The organism is Citrobacter sp. Cf072, assembly GCF_030334485.1.
GTDB classification, from domain to species: domain Bacteria; phylum Pseudomonadota; class Gammaproteobacteria; order Enterobacterales; family Enterobacteriaceae; genus Citrobacter; species Citrobacter freundii.
The window spans coordinates 88,553-109,262 of sequence record NZ_JAOWDX010000035.1 but is presented as its reverse complement, the minus strand read 5'-3'; the positions used below and the strand labels follow the sequence as shown (position 1 = coordinate 109,262).

21 protein-coding genes and 1 pseudogene are annotated in these 20,710 nt (G+C 52.1%); 17 read left to right on the top strand and 5 right to left on the bottom strand.

What is annotated here, in order from left to right; all coding sequences use genetic code 11:
* Window positions 1-129: 129 nt before the first annotated feature.
* The 5 genes and pseudogenes from uhpT (at window position 130) to nepI (ending at window position 4,162) form a co-directional block, all read left to right on the top strand.
* The gene (gene uhpT / locus OGX66_RS04555) at window positions 130-1,521 is read left to right on the top strand and encodes a hexose-6-phosphate:phosphate antiporter UhpT (RefSeq protein WP_003023929.1); all 1,392 of its coding nucleotides are present in this window, start codon (window positions 130-132) and stop codon (window positions 1,519-1,521) included.
* 125 nt (window positions 1,522-1,646) lie between these two features.
* A complete protein-coding gene (locus OGX66_RS04550) occupies window positions 1,647-2,099 on the top strand; it encodes a DUF1198 family protein (protein WP_003023933.1) in 453 nt (150 codons plus the stop codon).
* Window positions 2,100-2,199: 100 nt separating this feature from the next.
* Window positions 2,200-2,564: pseudogene (locus OGX66_RS04545) on the top strand (type II toxin-antitoxin system RelE/ParE family toxin).
* Window positions 2,551-2,850, top strand: coding sequence for a helix-turn-helix domain-containing protein (locus tag OGX66_RS04540; protein ID WP_003844470.1), 300 nt, complete (start codon window positions 2,551-2,553; stop codon window positions 2,848-2,850). The pseudogene OGX66_RS04545 and the gene OGX66_RS04540 overlap by 14 nt, the downstream one beginning before the upstream one ends.
* Window positions 2,851-2,968: 118 nt before the next feature.
* Entirely contained in the window at window positions 2,969-4,162 is a 1,194-nt protein-coding gene (nepI, locus tag OGX66_RS04535; RefSeq protein WP_088902922.1) for a purine ribonucleoside efflux pump NepI, read from the top strand.
* Window positions 4,163-4,208: 46 nt separating this feature from the next.
* Here nepI and gmuD read toward each other — a convergent pair whose 3' ends face one another.
* Window positions 4,209-5,591, bottom strand: a complete 1,383-nt coding sequence (gene gmuD, locus OGX66_RS04530) for a 6-phospho-beta-glucosidase GmuD (protein WP_103798235.1) — start codon at window positions 5,589-5,591, stop codon at window positions 4,209-4,211.
* 94 nt (window positions 5,592-5,685) lie between these two features.
* On the bottom strand, window positions 5,686-5,979 hold the full coding sequence (locus OGX66_RS04525; RefSeq protein WP_003840665.1) for a YicS family protein: 294 nt from the start codon (window positions 5,977-5,979) through the stop codon (window positions 5,686-5,688).
* 130 nt (window positions 5,980-6,109) lie between these two features.
* Here OGX66_RS04525 and OGX66_RS04520 point away from each other — a divergent pair, with 130 nt between their 5' ends.
* From OGX66_RS04520 to nlpA, 10 genes are all read left to right on the top strand, one after another.
* Window positions 6,110-6,526: a GNAT family N-acetyltransferase gene (locus tag OGX66_RS04520; RefSeq protein ID WP_003023951.1), complete on the top strand. Its 417-nt coding sequence runs from the start codon at window positions 6,110-6,112 to the stop codon at window positions 6,524-6,526.
* 90 nt (window positions 6,527-6,616) lie between these two features.
* Complete coding sequence (dagR, locus tag OGX66_RS04515) at window positions 6,617-9,415, top strand: transcriptional regulator DagR (RefSeq protein WP_003840669.1); 2,799 nt, start codon at window positions 6,617-6,619, stop codon at window positions 9,413-9,415.
* A 211-nt stretch (window positions 9,416-9,626) separates the two neighbouring features.
* On the top strand, window positions 9,627-10,052 hold the full coding sequence (locus OGX66_RS04510; RefSeq protein ID WP_003840671.1) for a PTS sugar transporter subunit IIA: 426 nt from the start codon (window positions 9,627-9,629) through the stop codon (window positions 10,050-10,052).
* 12 nt (window positions 10,053-10,064) lie between these two features.
* The gene (locus tag OGX66_RS04505) at window positions 10,065-10,550 is read left to right on the top strand and encodes a PTS sugar transporter subunit IIB (RefSeq protein WP_003023959.1); all 486 of its coding nucleotides are present in this window, start codon (window positions 10,065-10,067) and stop codon (window positions 10,548-10,550) included.
* 25 nt (window positions 10,551-10,575) lie between these two features.
* Window positions 10,576-11,325, top strand: a complete 750-nt coding sequence (locus OGX66_RS04500; protein ID WP_003023960.1) for a PTS mannose/fructose/sorbose/N-acetylgalactosamine transporter subunit IIC — start codon at window positions 10,576-10,578, stop codon at window positions 11,323-11,325.
* On the top strand, window positions 11,322-12,182 hold the full coding sequence (locus OGX66_RS04495) for a PTS system mannose/fructose/sorbose family transporter subunit IID (RefSeq protein ID WP_005121522.1): 861 nt from the start codon (window positions 11,322-11,324) through the stop codon (window positions 12,180-12,182). Before OGX66_RS04500 ends, OGX66_RS04495 begins: the two co-directional genes overlap by 4 nt.
* A gap of 3 nt (window positions 12,183-12,185) precedes the next feature.
* Complete coding sequence (gene dgaE / locus OGX66_RS04490) at window positions 12,186-13,295, top strand: D-glucosaminate-6-phosphate ammonia lyase (protein WP_088902924.1); 1,110 nt, start codon at window positions 12,186-12,188, stop codon at window positions 13,293-13,295.
* The gene (gene dagF / locus OGX66_RS04485; protein ID WP_032950565.1) at window positions 13,282-14,025 is read left to right on the top strand and encodes a 2-dehydro-3-deoxy-phosphogluconate aldolase; all 744 of its coding nucleotides are present in this window, start codon (window positions 13,282-13,284) and stop codon (window positions 14,023-14,025) included. Before dgaE ends, dagF begins: the two co-directional genes overlap by 14 nt.
* A 210-nt stretch (window positions 14,026-14,235) precedes the next feature.
* On the top strand, window positions 14,236-15,174 hold the full coding sequence (locus tag OGX66_RS04480; RefSeq protein WP_088902925.1) for an Rpn family recombination-promoting nuclease/putative transposase: 939 nt from the start codon (window positions 14,236-14,238) through the stop codon (window positions 15,172-15,174).
* 124 nt (window positions 15,175-15,298) lie between these two features.
* A complete protein-coding gene (gene nlpA, locus OGX66_RS04475) occupies window positions 15,299-16,117 on the top strand; it encodes a lipoprotein NlpA (RefSeq protein ID WP_044714225.1) in 819 nt (272 codons plus the stop codon).
* 28 nt (window positions 16,118-16,145) lie between these two features.
* Here nlpA and OGX66_RS04470 read toward each other — a convergent pair whose 3' ends face one another.
* The 3 genes from OGX66_RS04470 to OGX66_RS04460 form a co-directional block, all read right to left on the bottom strand.
* Window positions 16,146-17,048 (bottom strand): carboxylate/amino acid/amine transporter, encoded by a 903-nt coding sequence (locus OGX66_RS04470; RefSeq protein ID WP_003023973.1) that lies wholly within the window; start codon window positions 17,046-17,048, stop codon window positions 16,146-16,148.
* A gap of 118 nt (window positions 17,049-17,166) precedes the next feature.
* A complete protein-coding gene (locus OGX66_RS04465) occupies window positions 17,167-17,472 on the bottom strand; it encodes a putative quinol monooxygenase (RefSeq protein WP_044714222.1) in 306 nt (101 codons plus the stop codon).
* A 1-nt stretch (window position 17,473) separates the two neighbouring features.
* A complete protein-coding gene (locus OGX66_RS04460) occupies window positions 17,474-18,481 on the bottom strand; it encodes a zinc-binding alcohol dehydrogenase family protein (protein WP_032937145.1) in 1,008 nt (335 codons plus the stop codon).
* A 104-nt stretch (window positions 18,482-18,585) separates the two neighbouring features.
* Here OGX66_RS04460 and OGX66_RS04455 point away from each other — a divergent pair, with 104 nt between their 5' ends.
* Together OGX66_RS04455 and OGX66_RS04450 are read left to right on the top strand one after the other, a co-directional pair.
* Window positions 18,586-19,500: a LysR family transcriptional regulator gene (locus tag OGX66_RS04455; RefSeq protein ID WP_057101849.1), complete on the top strand. Its 915-nt coding sequence runs from the start codon at window positions 18,586-18,588 to the stop codon at window positions 19,498-19,500.
* Window positions 19,501-19,849: 349 nt separating this feature from the next.
* Entirely contained in the window at window positions 19,850-20,686 is an 837-nt protein-coding gene (locus tag OGX66_RS04450) for a helix-turn-helix domain-containing protein (protein WP_057101848.1), read from the top strand.
* Window positions 20,687-20,710: the final 24 nt, after the last annotated feature.

The window sequence follows — 20,710 nt, the reverse complement described above, 5'->3', positions numbered from 1 at the left end:
TTTGCCCTGAGTGGGGCAAAACTAAGAAATTTTCCCGGTTTCACCTGGACGCTGTCTCAGGCACGTCTCCCGGCTGATTTTTACAATGCCTGCTATTCGCAGGTATAAAAATTAGCTCGGGAGTGTCAAATGCTGGCCTTTCTCAACCAGGTGCGCAAGCCGACCCTGGATCTGCCGCTCGATGTGCGGCGCAAAATGTGGTTCAAACCGTTCATGCAGTCCTATCTGGTGGTCTTTATCGGCTACCTGACCATGTACCTGATCCGCAAAAACTTCAACATCGCGCAGAACGACATGATCTCCACCTACGGGCTGAGCATGACGCAATTGGGGATGATTGGCCTGGGCTTCTCCATCACCTACGGCGTGGGAAAAACGCTGGTTTCCTACTACGCGGACGGCAAAAACACCAAGCAGTTCCTGCCGTTTATGCTGATCCTCTCTGCCATCTGTATGCTCGGCTTCAGCGCCAGCATGGGCGCGGGTTCAACCAGCCTGTTTCTGATGATCGCCTTCTATGCGCTGAGTGGTTTCTTCCAGAGTACCGGCGGCTCGTGTAGCTATTCCACCATCACCAAATGGACGCCGCGTCGCAAGCGGGGTTCTTACCTCGGTATGTGGAACATCTCCCACAACCTCGGCGGTGCGGGTGCGGCAGGCGTGGCGCTGTTTGGCGCTAACTATCTGTTCGACGGTCACGTCATCGGGATGTTTATCTTCCCGTCGATTATCGCGCTGATTGTTGGTTTTATCGGCCTGCGCTACGGCAGTGACTCCCCGGAATCTTATGGTCTTGGTAAAGCTGAAGAGTTGTTTGGCGAGGAGATCAGCGAAGAAGACAAAGAGACCGAAGAAAACGAGATGACGAAATGGCAGATCTTTGTTGAGTACGTGCTGAAAAACAAAGTGATCTGGTTGTTATGTTTCTCGAACATCTTCCTGTACGTAGTGCGTATCGGTATTGACCAGTGGTCCACCGTCTACGCTTTCCAGGAGCTAAAGCTCTCCAAAGAAGTGGCGATTCAGGGCTTTACCCTGTTTGAAGTGGGCGCGCTGGTCGGCACGCTGCTGTGGGGCTGGCTCTCTGACCTGGCGAATGGCCGCCGTGCGCTGGTGGCCTGCGTGGCGCTGGCGTTGATTATCGCCACCCTGGGCGTTTATCAGCACGCCAGCAACCAGTACGTTTATCTGGCTTCGCTGTTTGCGCTGGGCTTCCTGGTGTTTGGTCCGCAGCTGTTAATCGGCGTTGCTGCAGTCGGATTTGTACCGAAAAAAGCGATCGGCGCAGCCGATGGGATTAAAGGCACCTTTGCTTATCTGATTGGTGACAGCTTCGCCAAGCTTGGTCTGGGGATGATTGCCGACGGCACGCCGATTTTCGGCCTCACCGGCTGGGCAGGAACCTTCGCCGCGCTGGACACCGCCGCCATCGGTTGTATCTGTCTGATGGCCATCGTGGCCGTGTTTGAAGAACGTAAAATTCGCCGCGAGAAAAAGATTCAACAATTGAAAGTCGCTTAAGTTAAGTGTGCATTGGTAACTTTTGCCCGCCTTAATGGCGGGCTTTTTTATGCCGTGGCGTTCATCCATCGACAGCGATAAATTTGCCGCTATGATGGGCATCCTGTCTGGTAATGGATGTGCGCATGATTTGGATAATGTTGGCCACCCTGGTGGTTGTTTTTGTGGTGGGATTTCGGGTGCTGACGTCCGGTTCACGGCGGGCAATTCGCCGTCTGAGCGAGCGACTGAACATTGATGTCGTGCCAGTAGAATCGATGATCGATCAGATGGGAAAAGTACAGGGTGAGGCTTTTTTACAGTACCTCCACCGCCCTGATGAATCACATCTGCAAAATGCGGCCCAGGTGCTGTTGATCTGGCAAATCGTGATTGTCGACGGCAGTGAGCCGAATCTGCTGCAGTGGCACCGTTGGCTGCAAAAAGCTCGGCTGGCAGCGCCGATTACTGACGCGCAGGTGCGTCTGGCGCTCGGTTTTTTGCGCGAAATGGAGCCGGATATGCAGGAGCTTAATGCGTTTCAAATGCGCTATAACGCCTTTTTCCAGCCCGAAGATGGTGTGCATTGGTTGCATTGAGAATCAGGTCTGATGGCGAATAAATTATGCAAATAACGATTGATTCAATAGCTAATAAGCTATAATTTCTCTATAGCTTATTAGCTATGAGGGATCGTTGATGTGGGAAGTGGAAACAACGGATGCTTTCGATAAATGGTTTGACGTACAGACCGAAGCGCTCAAGGAAGATATGCTCGCAGCAATGATGATTTTATCCGAGTATGGTCCTCAGTTAGGTAGGCCGTTTGCTGATACGGTAAATGCTTCTGCTTTTTCAAATATGAAAGAGTTGCGAGTACAGCATCAGGGTAGTCCGATTCGGGCGTTCTTCGCGTTTGATCCTTCTCGCCATGGCATCGCGCGCTATGCGCTGGAGATAAAACAGGGTTAAACGAAAAGAAATTCTATAAAGAGATGATCAGGCTTGCGGATGCTGAGTACCGAAATCACCTAATAAGTAAGGAAAATTATGGCTACCCTTAAAGAATTGATGGCGAAACAAAGCCCGGAAAGCCAGGAGCGTATTACCGAAAAAGTAGAAATACTACGTCAGGCGGTTGCGTTAAATATGTTAAGGGAAGAACTGAATCTCTCTCAGGCTGAACTTGCCTCGGCAATGGGTGTTAAGCAGCCAACAATCGCAAAAATGGAGCAGTCAGATAACGATCCTCGTCTGTCGACGCTCAAGCGTTATGTCACGGCACTGGGTGGTGAACTTAGCATTGATGTTAAGCTACCTACAGGTAAAAGAGTCGCGTTCTATCTTTAAAAATCCGAGTAACCGATATTCTTTGTTAAATGAAACTAGTTGCTGAAACGTTAAATACGTCACAAATTTAATGTTACACTGCGTAACTTTTCTACAATAACCCCACGCAGGTAACAAAATGAGTGAAGCTGTTGAACAAAAATTCCGCGCTGAGGCAAATTCCCGACCTAACTGGTCGGCGGTATTTGCCGTGGCGTTCTGTGTTGCCTGCCTGATAACCGTTGAGTTTCTGCCCGTTAGCCTGTTAACGCCGATGGCGCAGGATCTGGGGATTTCTGAAGGTGTGGCGGGGCAATCGGTGACCGTGACGGCATTTGTCGCCATGTTCGCCAGCCTGTTTGTGACGCAAATTATTCAGGCGACCGATCGTCGCTATGTGGTGATCCTGTTTTCGGTGCTGCTGACGCTTTCCTGTCTGCTGGTTTCCTTTGCCAATTCTTTTTCGCTGCTGCTCGTTGGCCGCGCCTGTCTCGGTCTGGCGCTTGGTGGCTTCTGGGCGATGTCGGCGTCGCTGACCATGCGTCTGGTTCCCGCACGTACGGTACCGAAAGCGCTGTCGGTGATTTTTGGCGCAGTCTCAATCGCGCTGGTGATTGCCGCGCCGTTGGGGAGCTTTTTAGGCGGCATTATCGGCTGGCGTAATGTGTTTAATGCGGCGGCGGTGATGGGCGTGCTGTGCACAATTTGGGTGGTGAGAGCGTTGCCTTCGCTGCCTGGCGAGCCTTCGCATCAGAAACAAAACATGTTCAGCCTGTTGCAGAGACCGGGGGTGATGGCCGGGATGATTGCCATCTTCATGTCCTTTGCCGGGCAGTTCGCCTTCTTTACCTATATTCGCCCGATCTATATGAATCTGGCGGGCTTTGACGTTGATGGCCTGACGCTGGTGCTGCTGAGCTTCGGTATTGCCAGTTTTGTTGGTACGTCGCTTTCGTCGATGATTTTGAAGCGTTCGGTCAAACTGGCGTTAGCCGGTGCGCCACTGGTGCTGGCGCTCAGTGCACTGGTCCTGATTCTGTGGGGCAGTGACAAAGTGGTGGCGGCGGGGATTGCGATTATCTGGGGACTGTTGTTTGCGCTGGTACCGGTCGGCTGGTCGACGTGGATCACGCGCTCGCTTGCCGATCAGGCAGAAAAAGCCGGATCGGTGCAGGTCGCCGTGATCCAGCTTGCCAATACCTGTGGGGCTGCGGTGGGAGGCTATGCGCTCGATACTCTCGGACTGCTGTCGCCCCTGATGCTTTCCGGCAGCCTGATGCTGCTGACAGCGCTTCTGGTGGCAGCAAAAGTTCGCATAAAGGGTATGCAATAAACTAAAGCTCGGTATGCCGGATCGCTATCCGGCATCCTGGTTATTTTTAATTAAAACCATTGTTTTCGGCAGTATGGGCAAACCATTCGCCGCTCTTTTTCACCGTACGTTTTTGCGTTTCTAAATCTAACTGAACAAAACCGTAGCGGTTTTTATATCCGTTGAGCCAGGACCAGTTATCAATAAAAGTCCACATATGGTAGCCAAGACAATTACAACCTTCGCTGATGCCTTTATGTAGCCATTTAAGATGCTCAGAAACAAATTCAATGCGGTAGCTGTCGTTGATCTGGTCATGCTCAACGAAACGCTGCTCATTTTCCACACCCATACCGTTTTCAGAAATAAAGCAGCGTGGGTTGCCGTAATTATCACGAAGATTAGTAATAATATCGTAAATACCAGGCTCATAAATTTCCCAGCCACGGTAAGGGTTCATTTTACGCCCCGGCATTTCGTAATAATCAAACAGCCACTCCGGCATAAACGGCGCGTTTGGATTGACCGCAGTATCACGACATTTCACGCGACGCGGCTGATAATAATTGATACCGAGCAGGTCGATTTTCCCCTCGGCGATGAGCTGACTGTCGCCTGGCTGACAGGTTGGTAGCTGATCGTACTCTTTCAGCAATTCGACCAGATCCGCCGGATATTCCCCTTTTAGTACCGGGTCAAGGAAGCTGCGGTTAAACAGCAGGTCCGCATGGTGCGCGGCTTTCACATCCGCCGGGTGCTGAGAGCGTGGATAAGAGGGTGTCAGATTTAGGATCACACCGATCTCACCGCCGTAGTTTCCGGCGCGATACGCCCGCACCGCCGTGGAATGCGCCAGTACAGTGTGATATGCCACGGTGGCCGCGCGTTTGAAATCCACCACGTTTGGGTAATGGAAGTCATACAGATAGCCGCCTTCCACCGGGACAATAGGCTCGTTAAAGGTGAACCAGTGCTTCACCCGGTTGCCGAACAATGTAAAACACGTCTGCGCGTAGCGGCCAAACGCCTCAACCACCTCACGGTTTTCCCAGCCGCCTTTCTCCTGCATCACCATTGGCATGTCAAAGTGGAACAGGGTGAAAAATGGCGTAATGCCTTGCGCCAGCAGCTCGTCGATGACGTTGTTATAGAATTCGACGGCTTCCGGATTAACATCGCCGGTACCGTCCGGGATCAGGCGTGACCAGCTCAGAGACGTACGGAAGCTGTTGTGCTTCAGCTGCTTGAGCAGTGCGATGTCCTGTTTCCAGTGCTGATAAAAGGTTGAGGTGTTTGCCGGACCAACCCCCTGGTGGAAACGACCTGGCTGACGGTCGAACCACACGTCCCACGTGGTCTGGCTTTTGCCGCCGTTCAGACTATCCCCTTCGGTTTGCAGTGCCGAGCAGGCACTGCCCCACCAGAAGTTTTCTGGAAAACGGTATCGCATTGTTATTGCTCCATTGCTATTTATACGTTCTGGCAACAATACGTGTTTTTGCGACACAGAAACCGGTTACAGTGCTCATTTTACAACAAGATGCTTATAAATCCGGGCATTCAACTTTGCCAAGTGCTTCCCAGTAGTTGTTCTGGTTATTTCTTTGTATTGCCAGAATAGCCTCGCGGATATGCTGCTGATTACGTGTATCAGACATAATCGTTTTTTCCCACACGTCATCGGATGGCGACCCCTGTGGGGTGCAAATCTTGCGTAAGTCCTTCAATACAGTATTTTTTTCATGAACGGACTGTAGAGAGCCGTAAGCCGAATCGGCCTGCGCTAAACCCGGCAGCGTGAAAAGAATGGCAATAAGCGGTAAAGCGGCTCGTTTCATGATAATAATCCTTGTTGTCGATGCGCATCATCTCAAGAGTAAGTGTAGACGGCATGCGTCTCACTCATCAGCCTGTGTTAATTTCTAAACAAATAATCAGCCAGAAGTTGTAGTTTTTCAGGAGGATAGGATGCAAATACAGATTACAGATACCATTACCGAAGACGATCAAAATGCCCTGCTTGCCGGATTGCGCGCCTACAACCGCCAGTTCCTGCGAACCACCAACTTTGGCGACCTGGCGGTGTACTGGCGCGATGAAAGCAATGAAATTCTGGGCGGGCTGATTGGCAAAATCAAAGGCGAATGGCTGTGTATTGATTTCCTGTGGATGCATGATTCGCTGCGCAAAGGCGGTTACGGCACAAAATTGATGCAGGCTGCCGAGCAGACAGCGCGTGAGAGAGGATGCCTGCATGCATTGGTGGATACCATGAGTTTCCAGGCGCTGCCGTTTTATCAGAAAAACGGCTATCAGCTGCAAATGACCCTCGATAACTTTCCGGAAACCGGCTCCGCGCGGCATTATTTGTCGAAAACGTTTTGATGACCGGAAGGTCTGGACGCCGCCTCACTTTCTTGCGCAGCAGAATAGTGTATGTTCTGAACAATCATTTATTTCTTAAGCGGTAAAGAGATGAGACGGATTGAGATAATACTGGGGGAGCTGGAACGGCTGACGCGAGGACTGAATCTTGCCCATCTGGCGCAGGAAACGGCGTTCACAGCAGAAGCTATCGGCTTTAACCTCGGACTGGCGCGCAACTCGGTCAGTAAAGATCTCAATCAGCTCTGGAACGACGGCCTGGCGATTAAAAGCCGCGGACGCCCGGTATTCTTTCTGCATCGTCAGGCGATTGAAACGCTGCTGGGGCGCAAACTCGATGAGTCCGAGCGCGAAGTGCAAACCGTTGCCGACCTGTTACCTGTTCAGGAAAACCAGGCGACAGACGATCCCTTTTCTGGCCTGATTGGTTACGATCGCAGCCTGCGCGACGCGGTGGAAAAAGGCCGCGCGGCGGTGCTGTATCCCCACGGGCTGCACGTTCTGCTGACCGGTCCCTCCGGCGTCGGCAAAACCTTTTTTGCCGAACTGATGCACCGTTTCGCCTGCGAACGCGCAGTGGGAGCGTCGCCGCCGCTGGTTTACTTTAACTGCGCGGAATACGCCCATAACCCGGAGCTGCTTTCTTCGCACCTGTTTGGTCATCGACAGGGGGCATTTACCGGCGCAAATGAAAATAAACCCGGTCTGGTCGAGCAAGCCGACGGCGGCTATTTGCTGCTCGACGAAGTGCATCGTCTGCCGTATGAAGGTCAGGAAAAGCTATTTTCTATTCTCGACAAAGGCGAATACCGGCCGCTGGGTTCCAGCGCCGTGGCGCGGTCAATCTCGGTTCGCCTGATATGTGCGACCACCGAACCGGTGAGTTCAGCATTGCTGCGTACCTTCCAGCGACGTATTCAGGTGTGTATCGATTTGCCCGGCATCCGCCAGCGTTCAGTGGAAGAGCAGGTTGAACTGATCGTTGGCTTCTTACAGCGTGAGAGCCGCAAAATCGAGCGTACGATAAGCATCGACCGTACTCTGCTGCTCTGGCTGCTGAACAAGCCGCTGGAAGGCAACATTGGTCAGCTTAAGAGCGACATTCAGTTTCTCTGCGCCCAGGCCTGGGCCTCGGGGATGACCGAGCACAGCGACACGCTACAACTGGATAAACGTCTGACCGAGATCCCCTTTAACGCCACGCCGGAACAACGTCTGTTGGTTGGAGCGCTGTTCGAAGGCAAAGAACACCTGAGCATCGATGCCCGCACGCTGCCCGCGCTGAAAAATTCGTTGGCCACCGGAGCCGAAATTGAAGAGAGCGATCTTTTCTACAGCTTCCTGACCCGCGAATATATCAACCTGCGTAACAGCAACGTGCCGCCAGCCGAAACGCTGGCAATCCTCAAAAACAAGCTCAGTTCGATATTTGAATATGGTCTCTACAGCCGCGACAGTGTGGCGCATCCTCCGCGCTATGGCGATCAGATTGAAGAGCGAGTAACGCTGCTGATCGGCTGTGTTGAGCAGGTGCTTGGTTTTACGCTGCCGGAAAATCTGGTTAACCCGCTGCGCAAACACTTCCTGGCGCTGATTGGCTATGTGCAGCGCGGCCTTATTCCGCAACTTTATTCTTCCAGCCTGATCCTCGATCGCTGCAAAGATGAATACGAAAACGCGACGCTGTTATGCCGAAAAATCAATGAACTGCTGCATATTCAGTGTCCGGCGACGGAGGTGGTCTGGCTGTGCCTGTTCCTCAAAGAGTGTCGCCATTACCGCCAACGGATTGACGCCAGTCCTGACTGCGGGGTGATTTTGATTGCCCACGGTGCGACGACCGCCACAAGTCAGGCGCAGTACGTGAATCGCGTGCTGGAGCGCGAGGTGTTCAGCGCTATCGATATGCCTTTCGAGCAGTCGGTGCATGACACGCTGGAAGCCCTGACGCAGATGATCCAGACCCGGCAATATCGCCGATTGATCCTGATGGTGGATATTGGCTCACTGGTCCATTTTGGCAGCACGATCAGTAAGTTATTCCAGATAGACGTACTGCTAATGCCCAATATCACGCTCACCAGCCTGCTGGAGATTGGGCTGGATTTAAGCTACGAAACCAGCGACTTGCCGCAGCTGGCGGCGTTGATGCAGAGCAAAAATATTCCCTGTCAGCTCTGTACTCCGCAGCAGGAAAACAGCGGTAAAGTGCTGGTTATCTCCTGCATCACCGGGATGGGAACGGCAGAGAAAATCAAAAAGGTGCTGGAGGAGAGCTTCGGTGAGTTGATGTCGCAGGATACGCGGATGGTGATCCTCGATTACAACGAAGTTCGCAGCCTGGAGCGTGTTCAGCAGGCGATTAACGCCAGTGAACGCCTGGCGGGAATAGTGGGCACTTTCCAGCCAGGACTGCCGGATATTCCGTTTATCTCGCTCGAGGAGCTGTTCTCTGAGCAAGGCCCCGAGCTGGTACTCAGCCTGCTGACGCCAGATCTCTCCAGCAGCGAACGCCGTCTGGAGATGGAGCGCAGCGCGATGCGCTTTATCAGCGCGTTGACTATGGAGAGCATCATTAACCATATTTCGGTGCTCAACCCGCAGCGTATTCTCAAAGAGATGGAAGGCGTGCTGAATCATCTGACCACCGCGCTTTCGCTCAAACCGAGCCGTCAGGTGACACTGCGCTTCCTGATCCACTGCTGCTGTATGGTCGAGCGTATCGTGATTAACCGCAAACCGTTACAGATGGCGCTGGAGAACAAGCCGGATCTGGATAATCGCGCGTTTAGTGTCATTAAATCCGCTTTCCTGCCGATCGAAGAAGCCTATGCCATTCGCTTATCGGACGCGGAATATTTTTATATCTACGAACTGCTGTATAGCTAATCCCTTTACTGGCGCGGCTTTCTGCCTCGCCAGCGCTCCTCTCTTCCCCGCGTGACACAAATTCTGGCACAGCCTTTGCTCTTACTTTGATGAGTTTGCCGGATGGCGGCATAAAACGCCTTATCCGGCCTACAAAGCACTTGCCGTAGGCCTGATAAGCGAAGCGCCATCAGGCATTGCAAGTCTCATGTAATCGAGCCAGGAGGCCATTTTGACTACCACTGAATCCTTGCCCCAGATCCTGCTGCTGACCCATGGCGGCTGGGGGCAACAGCTTTGCAACAGCCTGCGCATGGTGATGGGTGAAATCAAAGGCGTGACGGAAATTGCGCTGATGCCCGTTGATACGCTCGGCGAGTTTTATCAGCGCGTTGAAGCCGTAGTGAAAACCATGCCGGAAGGCTCATTGATCCTGACTGATTTTATTGGCGGCACCACCTCCAACGTGGCGGCGCGGCTGAGCGCCGATTACCCGGTGGCTGTTATTTCCGGGCTCAACGCCTCTTTGCTGCTGGAGGCGCTCGACAAACGCGAGCATGGCCGGTTGACCACCTGCGTGGCTGAACTGGTCGACGCCGGGCGTAGCAGTTGCCTGGACGTTGTCGCCCACGTGCGTCAATTACAACAATCACAATAAGGAATAAACATCATGGCAAACATCGTCTTATGTCGTATCGATAGCCGTCTGATTCATGGACAAGTGGTGACCAAATGGGTTGGGCAATCTCAGGCAAACCGGATTGCGGTGGTTAGCGATGAGCTGGATGCCGATCCGTTTATGAAAAACATCTACCTGATGGCCGCGCCGCCAAACATCAAAGTGGATTGTTTCGGTAACCAAAGTTTTGCGGCCGCCTGGAAAGAAAACCAGCTTGGTGACGGCAAAGTGCTGGTGCTGTTCCCTTCTCTGGCGGCGGTTCAGGAAGCGGTCCAGTTGGGGTTTGACGTCACTACCATTCAGGTCGGTGGGCTGGGCGGTGGGCCAAACCGCAAAGCGGTATTCCAGAACATTACGCTGGATGAAAAAGACGTCGGCATTCTGAGCGACCTTAAAAATCGTGGGATTCAGGTGTTCTTCCAGACTATCCCGGAAGATAAGCCTCAGTCGCTGGACGATATCCTGAAAAAATTCTAATTCTTTGATAACAGGGTACTTAACTATGGATACTTTAGTCTTTGCAAGCCTGATGGGGTTGTATTACTGGTTTGCCCGATTACGCCTTGGCTACACCTTCTCCGCTATGCTGCTGCAACCGGTAGTGATTGCCGTATTCGTTGGCTTGCTGTTAGGCAACATGGAAACGGCGATGATCATCGGTGCCGGTATGCAGCTGGTTTATCTCGGCGTGACCTCTACGCCAGGCGGTAACGTCCCGTCGGATCCTGCGCTGGCCGCCTGTATTTCAATTCCTATCGCTGTGAAGGCCGGAATGGACCCGAACCTGGCTATCGCGCTGGCGATCCCGTTTGGCGTCATCGGCGTGTTCCTCGACCAGTTGCGCCGCACGTTAAACGCAGCGTGGGTGCATATGGCCGACAAGCATGCGGAAACGGCCAATATGGCGGGCATTATGCGCTGTGCATTCCTCTACCCGGCGTTGCTTGGCCTTGTACTGCGTTTCCCGGTGGTTTTCGCCGCCAACTATTTTGGTCAGGACGTGGTGGAAAGCTTCCTCAAGCTGATGCCGCACTGGCTGACGCACTCCTTTGAAATTATGGGCGGCATTCTGCCAGCGTTGGGCTTCGCCATTACCATTATGGTGATCGGTAAAAAGAGCCTGCTGCCGTGGTTTATCGGCGGTTTCTTTGCGGTGCTGTACCTGAAGGTAGACATCATGGCGATGGCAATCTTTGGTACCTGCGTGGCTTTCCTGATTAAAGGTCTGGCGAAAAATGAAGGAGCAGCATGATGAGCAGCGACGTAATGCAACATGAACTGGTGGAGCGTGCGCGTGAAAGCGGCACGCTGACCAAAGCCGATATCACCAAAGCCTGGTTTATCTACTGGCTGGGTGCAGAAGTTTCCAGCTCCTATGAGCGTTTGCAGAGCCTGATTTTCTGCGCCTCGATGACGCCGATCATCAAAAAGCTCTACCCGCAAAAAGAGGAACAGGTAGAAGCGCTGAAACGCCATCTGAACTTCTTCAACTCAGAGCAGACGTTCGGGGCGGTGATTCAGGGGATCTCCATTGCGATGGAGGAACAGAAAACCCGCGGCGAGCCGATCAGCGATGCTTCAATTACCGGGATTAAAACCGGGCTAATGGGACCGCTGGCCGGGATGGGGGACTCGATCATCTGGGCCGCCGTGATGCCGCTGTTAATTGCTATTTTTATCCCATTCGCGGCAAATGGCAGCGCGATGGGCGGAATTGTACCGTTAATCCTCTACCCGGCCATTACGTTGGCAATCAGCTACGGTATGGTGCACAAAGGCTATACGCTGGGACGTGACTCGATAATTGGTCTGCTGCAGGGAGGGCGAATAAAGGAACTTATCTACGGCGCGAACGTGCTGGGCCTGATCATGATGGGCGCGCTTTCTGCGAGCTACGTCAAGATCACCACGCCGTTAAAACTCAGCGCCCTGAAAGGCTCTGAAGTGGTGGTTCAGCAAATCCTCGACTCTATTGCCCCCGGTTTGTTGCCGCTGGCGGCGGTGTTCGCCATTTATTTCTATCTGGTGAAGAAAGGGCCGCGTTACACCACGATTTTGCTGTCGATTGTCGCACTCAGCGTGGTCTGTTCGCTGCTGGGAGTGTTGTAAGCCATGACACAGAATATCTATCAACAATTGGGGCTAAAACAGGTGATTAACGCCTGTGGCAAGATGACGATTCTGGGCGTTTCCAGCGTCGCGCCGGAAGTGATGCAAGCCACCGCGCGGGCAGCTTCGGCCTTTGTTGAAATTGACCGGCTGGTGGACCGTACCGGTCAATTGGTTTCCCGCTACACCGGCGCGGAGGACAGCTATGTTACTTCGTGCGCCTCGGCGGGTATTGCGATTGCCGTTGCCGCCGCCATTACCCGCGGTGACCAGGCTAGTGTCACGCTGATGCCGGACAGCGCGGGTATGGCCAATGAAGTGGTCATGCTGCGCGGGCATAACGTTGACTACGGTGCGCCCATCACCAGCGCGATCCGCTTAGGCGGCGGACGCGTGGTGGAGGTTGGCTCAAGTAATCTGGCGGCCCGCTGGCAGCTGGAGAGCGCGATTACCGATAACACCGCCGCGCTGCTGTACGTGAAATCGCACCACTGCGTGCAGAAAGGCATGTTGAGCATTGCAGACTTCGTACAGGTTGCGCAGGTTCATAACCTGCCGCTGATTGTCGATGCCGCCGCCGAGGAAGACTTACACGCCTGGGTGGCGAGCGGGGCGGATATGGTGGTCTACAGCGGGGCAAAAGCCTTTAACGCACCGACCTCCGGGTTTATCACCGGAAAGAAAAAGTGGATTGCCGCGTGTAAAGCGCAGCACCACGGAATTGCCCGGGCGATGAAGATCGGCAAAGAGAATATGGTCGGGCTGGTGTATGCCCTGGAAAACTATCATCAGGGGCAAACTGTGGTCACCGCTGAAGAACTGCAACCTGTGGCGCAGGCGATTTCAGCGATTCGCGGACTGGATGCGGATATTGAGCAGGACGAAGCCGGGCGCGCCATCTGGCGGATTCGTATTCGGGTGAATGCACAAGAGCTGGGGATGGATGCTTACGCCGTAGAAGCGCAGCTGCGAGAGGGTGATATCGCGATTTACGCTCGCCGTTACAACCTTCATCAGGGCGTCTTTAGTCTTGACCCGCGTACGGTTGCAGAAGGGGAAATGGCACTGATCGTGGCCCGACTAAAGGAGATTGCAGACCATGCAGCACATTAATTTTTATCGCAATAAAGTGGCTATTAACGTGCTGGCGAAGGATATCGCCAACGCCCGGGAAATCTATGACGCTGCCGAAGGTCACGCGGTGATCGGCATTCTTTCGGCGCAGTTCTCCTCGGTTGAGGAAGGGGTTAAGGAAGTAAAACGCTGGATGGTCGACGTGCCGTCGATTTCCGTGGGGCTGGGGGCGGGCGACCCGGCGCAGTATTACAAAGCGGCGATGATTGCCTCACAGGTCCATCCGGCACACGTCAACCAGACCTTTACCGGTTGTGGGTTTGCGGCAGGCGCCTTGGCGGCAACGGGCGGTGAACAGACCCATATCAACGCGTTAGTCAGTCCCACGGGCACGCCGGGGGAAGTGTTGATCTCCACTGGCGTCAGCAGCAGCCAGGGCACGCCAGCCCACGTTTCCTGTGATGCAGCGGTACGTATGATGCTGGACTCTGGCGCGCATGCGGCGAAGTTCTTCCCAATGGGCGGTGAGCAGTCCCTGCCTGAGTTGTACGCACTGGCGACGACAGCGGCACGCAACGGCATGACGTTGATTGAGCCGACCGGCGGTATCGATCTCGATAACTTCGGCATTATCCTGCAATCCTGTCTGGAAGCAGGAGTATCGCGCGTCATGCCGCATGTTTACAGCTCGATTATCGACCCACAGACCGGTAATACCCGGCCTGCAGATATCATCAGGTTGATGGAGATAGTCAAAGCCCTGGTGTGATGTTGCTATCGCCGGATGGCACACAAAAAATGCCCGAAGGTGATCTCGCCTACCGGGCATTTTTGCGAACATCATTCATGGAAAATGAATGCATTGCAGCAGCATCTATTTATCCTCGAAAACGCCTCGCAAAGGGGTAATTTCCCTGATGTCGTCTGTAGCACTGGCGAGTAATGTCCCGTCATCTTGTTCTTCCGGTGACGGATCGCCATGCAAAAACCAACAACCTCTACGCCGCATGATGCCGTATTAAAAAAATTCTTAAGCCATCCAGAAACGGCACGGGATTTTCTTGATACCTATCTCCCCGCACCATTACGTGAACTTTGCGATCTGAATACACTGAAGCTGGAATCCGGGAGTTTTATTGAGGAAGACCTGCGTGCCAGTTATTCCGATATTCTGTGGTCGCTAAAAACGAGAACCGGTAAAGGCTATATCTACGCGTTGATTGAACACCAAAGCTCGCCAGATGCTCATATGGCATTCAGGATGATGCGTTATGCCATTGCTACGATGCAGAAGCATCTTGATGCAGGACACAAAACGCTGCCGCTGGTGGTGCCGATACTTTTTTATCATGGCGTTGACAGCCCGTATCCATACTCGCTGTGTTGGCTGGATGAATTTGACGATCCAGAAACCGCACGGCAGCTTTATGGTTCTGCCTTCCCGCTGGTAGACATCACGGTGGTGTCTGATGATGAGATTATGCAGCATCGGCGGATGGCGCTACTTGAACTTGTCCAGAAGCATATACGTGAACGTGACCTGATGGTGCTGGTGGATAACCTGGTTGCTCTGCTGGTTAAGGGATACGCTAATGACAGCCAGGTAGAAACGCTATTTAATTATCTGATGCAGTCTGGCAGCGCACCGCGTTTCGAGGCGTTTATTCGCGAGGTGGCTTTACGCGTTCCCCAACACAAGGAGAGATTAATGACGATTGCAGAATGTTTACGTGAATCAGGGCGAAGAACGGGTCATTACAGTGGCTTACAAGAGGGATTACAAAAGGGCAAGATTGAAGGTAAACAAGACGAAGCGTTGCGGATAGCCCATGCCATGCTGGAGAAGGGTATTGATCGTGAACTGGTGCTGATTATTACCGGACTTTCGTTGGACGAACTGGCGGCACATTCAGACTAATCCTTCTCTTTCCCTGTTATGCCTTTTTCTTCTTGCTGATGCTTTTTCGTTTTTTAAACCGCAGCGACCTTGCCGCTATAGTCATTTCATTACTCATCAGGCGGTTATTGCAAAAGGATAGAACGTGAAGCTGAAGATACCTTTTTTTGGGGCCGGGGCGGCGGTATTACTGGCGGGGTTATTGCTGGCAGGATGCGATCAACAGAGCAGTGATGCAAAGCATATCAAAGTGGGTGTGATTAACGGTGCCGAGCAGGATGTGGCGGAGGTCGCGAAGAAAGTCGCTAAAGAAAAATATGGCCTTGAGGTGGAGCTGGTGGGTTTTAGCGGTTCTCTGCTGCCCAACGATGCCACTAATCATGGTGAGCTGGATGCCAACGTCTTCCAGCATCGTCCGTTCCTCGAACAAGATAATAAAGCACACGACTATAAGCTGGTTGCGGTGGGCAATACCTTTGTGTTCCCGATGGCAGGGTATTCGAAGAAAATCAAAACCGTCGCTGAACTAAAAGACGGTGCAACGATTGCGATACCTAACGATCCAACCAACCTCGGGCGGGCGCTGTTGCTGCTGCAAAAAGAGAAGTTAATTACGCTGAAAGCGGATACCGGCCTGCTGCCAACAGCGTTGGATATCACTGATAACCCGCGGCATCTGAAAATTATGGAACTGGAAGGCGCGCAGTTGCCGCGCGTATTGGACGATCAGAAAGTGGATGTAGCGATTATCAGTACCACCTACATCCAGCAAACCGGGCTTTCCCCGGTACATGACAGCGTATTTATCGAAGACAAAAACTCACCGTACGTGAACATCCTGGTGGCGCGAGAAGACAACAAAGATGCCGAGAATGTGAAAGAATTCCTGCAATCTTATCAGTCACCGGAAGTGGCAAAGGCGGCAGAAACTATCTTTAACGGCGGCGCGGTTCCGGGTTGGTAATCATGACCCGTTGCCGCGCCGGTTGGGGTTAAACCGCTCTGGCGCGGCGACGTGAGTCCATTGAGATCAGTACTACCGATGAGAGGATTAAAAGCGTGCCCAGCCAGTCTGGCAGGGTAAAGGTAATACCTAACAACAGTAGTGACAGCAACGCGCTGCTCAACGGTTCTGCGCAGCTTAAAATGCTCGCTTTCGGTCCGCCAATCATCTGCGCGCCTTTCAGGTACAGGCTAAACGTCAGCGACGTGCCGATGACCACCAGATAGAAAAACGCCAGAATCAAACTGCCATTCACCACGAAATTAGTGCCCTGTCCGGCATAAAACGGCAGCAGGATCATGCCGCCGATTAACATACTCCAGCCGACAACCGGCAGCGTGCCGTAGCGCGCGATAAGCGTTGAGGGGTAGGTGGTGTAGAACGCGGCGGCAAACGCCGAGGCAATTCCCCAGAACAGCGCGGCAGGTGATATAGACAGCGACGTTGGGTTACCGTGGGTGACCAGTAAGAAGGTGCCGATAAGCGAGGTGAAGATTGCGGTCAGCACTAAAATCCCCGGTCGAGCTTTGCGCACCACGGAAAACCACGCCACGATAATGGTCGGTGACAAAAATTGCAGCACCGTCGCGGTAGCGGCGTTGGATTTTTCAATGGTCAGCAGAAAGGTGAGCTGTACGGTGAGCGCTCCAACTACGGAAAAAATCAGCAGGCTGATGGCGTCTTTGCGGTTTTTGATAATGGAGAACACTTTGTCGCCGTGAACGAAAGAGAGCATCAGCAGAATCAGCCCGGCGAAAATCAGACGTGTCATGGTCAGAAACTGCGACGACATCTGACTTTGCTCCATGATGTACTGCGCGCAAACGCCTGAACTTCCCCACAATACGGCGGCAATCAGGACGTTCATCATCCCTCTTCTGGTGGAACTCATCTTTCCCTCGGCATGTTGTTTTGTTTTATTTGTGTGCAGGCATCATAGCAGAGATAGCGAAGCGAGTGAGACATGACTGGTGTAGCCCCCCGCGCGGCAGGGGGCTTCGGCAGTTATTTTATGGCGCAATCGGCGTCAGATAATCCAGCCGTAGCGGTTCGGCTAGCAGATCGTTCATTTGTAGAATGAACGTCTGGAAATGTGGCAGAGCGATATGCTCGTCCAGACCGGCCTGACCGTGCCAGGATTCGCGCACGTAAAACACATCCGGCGTGTCGCGTAACTGGAACAGGGCATATTCAATATTGCCCGGCTCCCGGCGAGTAGGCAGTAACAGAGCCTGCAGTGCCTGTTTCAGTGCATCGATTTTCCCTGGTTTGGCTTTCAGTACCGCAATAATTGAAATCACTTCTGAATCTGACATGTTAAAACCCCTCCAGCACAATCTTGCCGACCGAACGACCGGTTTCAATTTGCGCGTGGGCTTTTTGCAGATTTGCCGCGGTGATCGCGCCAAAATGTTCGCCCAGCGTGGTGCGGAGGGTGTTGCTGTCGATCAGCTGTGCCACGCGGGTCAGTAACTGATGCTGCGCAATGATGTCGTGGGTGGTAAACATCGAACGGGTAAACATAAACTCCCAGTGCAGCGAAATGCTTTTGGCCTTCAGCGGACGCGCATCGAGAGTGTGCGGATCGTCAATCAACGCCAGTTTGCCCTGCGGTGCCAGGGCGGCAATAATTTGCGAATAGTGCTGCTCGGTATTGTTCAGGCTGGCAACGTGCGTCACCTCTTTAATGCCTATCCGTGCCAGCTCTTCCGTCAACGGCTTGCTGTGGTCAATCACATGATGAGCGCCCGCTTCACGAACCCATTTCTGGCTCTGCGGACGTGATGCCGTACCGATGACGGTCATTTTGGTCAGCTTACTGGCCAGTTGCGTCAGAATAGAACCGACGCCGCCAGCCGCGCCAACGATCAATAACACATCATCTTCATTGCTATTTTCCTCAACGCCCAGACGGTCGAACAGCATTTCCCAGGCGGTGATGGCGGTCAGCGGCAGCGCCGCAGCAGAAGCATTATCCAGTGTTTTTGGCTTCAGCGCGGTAATACGTTCATCAACCAGCTGAAATTCACTGTTACTGCCAGCGCGGCCCAGCGCTCCGGCATACCAGACTTCATCGCCAGGTGTGAACAGGGTGACGGCTTCACCCACGGACTTCACCACGCCAACGGCGTCCCAGCCCAGAACGCGCGGCACATCGGCGTTAAAACCTTCGCGAACCTTGGTATCAACGGGATTGACGGAAATGGCTTTCACTTCAACCAGCAGATCGTGCCCGGTAGCGACTGGCATGGGCAGGTCAATCTCTTGTAAAAATTCAATGTTATTGCCGTCGGTCGCGGCGCGGGTAATAGCGATGGCTTTCATGGTCTCTCCGGTCACAGGAATCAGTTGAATAATTCGATGGTAAACCGGTAGCAGAACGGGAAAAATAGCCCTACGGCGACAGGACTTATACTCGGGGAGTGAAAATGTTCCGGCTTGAAGATCTCACGTTGTTTGTCCGCGCCGCGGCGCTGAATAGTTTTAGCGATGCTGCGCGCGAAGTCGGCGTTCAGCCTGCTCAGGTCAGTTCAGCTATCAAACGCTTGGAGTCTACGTTGGCTATCCGCTTGTTCGCCCGCTCCACGCGCAGCCTACGCCTGACGCCGGAGGGCGAGGTCTGGCTACCCTATGCCCGCCAGATGCTGGACGTGATGCATGCCGGGCTGCAGAAAATTCAGACCCCAGAAGATGAAGTTTCTGGCACGCTGCAAATCGCCGTGCCTTCCGATCTTGGCCGTAACCTGCTGCTGCCGGTCTTTCAATCGTTTCGACGCCGCTATCCCGCGCTGCGCCTGCGGATTTTTTTCTCTGATCAGGTGACGGATGTCTTTAAAGACCCCGTCGATGTTGCGTTTCGCTATGGCAATACCGAAGACGCGTCTTACATTGCGCTGCCCGTTGCACCGAGTAACCGACGTGTGCTGGTGGCATCACCGGAATGGGTTACACAAAACGGCGCGCCGCAAACCCCGGATGATTTAACACAGCTCAACGCCATGACCTTCGTTTTACGCGGCCGTCTGCACGATCGCTGGACGTTTACGCGCAACGGCGAGGTCAGTAGTGTGCAGGTTAACGGCACCATTATGAGCGACGATGCGGAAGTGATCCGACGGCTGGCAATTGCCGGGGAAGGTGTGGCGTACAAGTCGTGGCTGGATGTCAGCGAAGATGTGCGTGACGGTCGATTACAACTGCTGATGCCGGATTATCAGGGGGAGAAAGTCCCGCTGAATATGATTTGTCCCCATCGGAAGCAGCTTTCAAGAGCAGTCCGTCTGCTGCACGACGCAGTGAAGGCGCGGTGTGAAATGCTGAGCATTTCCCCTGGGCGTGTCTAACTGAAGGAGTATTATTTTTTATCGATACTCATAAATAATAGCTACTCTCTATTTTTAGCATTAAACTGATCGGAACTCCGATCAGTTTATGATAATTATTCTTGATTATAGTAACCTCGATAAATATTATTCTTTTAATTAATGAGGCATTTATAATATGCTGGTTAATAAATTCCCGGTCATTGGTTAAATGAATTGTATATTTATCAAAATATATTTGACGACATGCTGTTGCTACGATATAAGAAATAATCGCCCTGCTATATAACTATTTCTTTACCTAATTGTTAAATGGACTGACGCTTTTTGTTATTGCGTTTTTTATGGTTATTAGGTAGGAGAGGGGCCATTGAAGACAAAGACTATAAATGATGTGTTGTATTATATAGAAGATAATTTTGTTTCGGGCATCGATATTGATGATATTTCACGGTTTTCTGGATATAGTCGAAGGCATATTCAGAGTGTTTTAAAACAGCGAATCAATATGCCCGTTGGATTGTATATTCGTAAGCGACGCGTAACCAAAGCGGCAAACTTGTTACGTCTTACCTATATGGATATTATTGATATTTCAGTGCGGGTAGGATTCGATTCCCAGCAATCTTTCTGTCGTGAATTTAAAAAACTAACAGGTTATACTCCCACAGAATACCGGAAAAATTCCAGTTGGGATCTCGCACCATTACTGTCATTTGTACAGCGCTGTGATGTTGTTGTCAGCGAATTACAACTTCGTACCTTGCCTGCTGATATCGTTCACGGATTTCAGTATAACTATGATACACCAATCCCACCCGCCAGTGATTCGCATCTGCATCGATTAAATTTGATATTTGAGCAACTTACCAGTTCAAAACAAAATGTGTGGGCATTAACCGATTTCTCTTCCAATCCAAACTCAATGATGCGATTGAAAGTAAAGAGTATCATTGGCAATAAAAATCATCATTCGCCAAATATCTATAATCGTTATGACTGTCCTTCGGGGGTTTATGCCTGTTTTTCATTCAGGTTTAAGAAAGAGGACTATCCATTCTATTCAAGATATATTTATTTGAAAATGCTGCCAGAGAGTAAATTAAAAAGAAAAACAGGTTATGATATTGAAATATTTAAATATAATCAAGAAGATATTAACAATAAAACAATTACCTGTGAACATTACATTCCCATTGATATGTAATGTAAAAAAGCTCCACTTACGTGG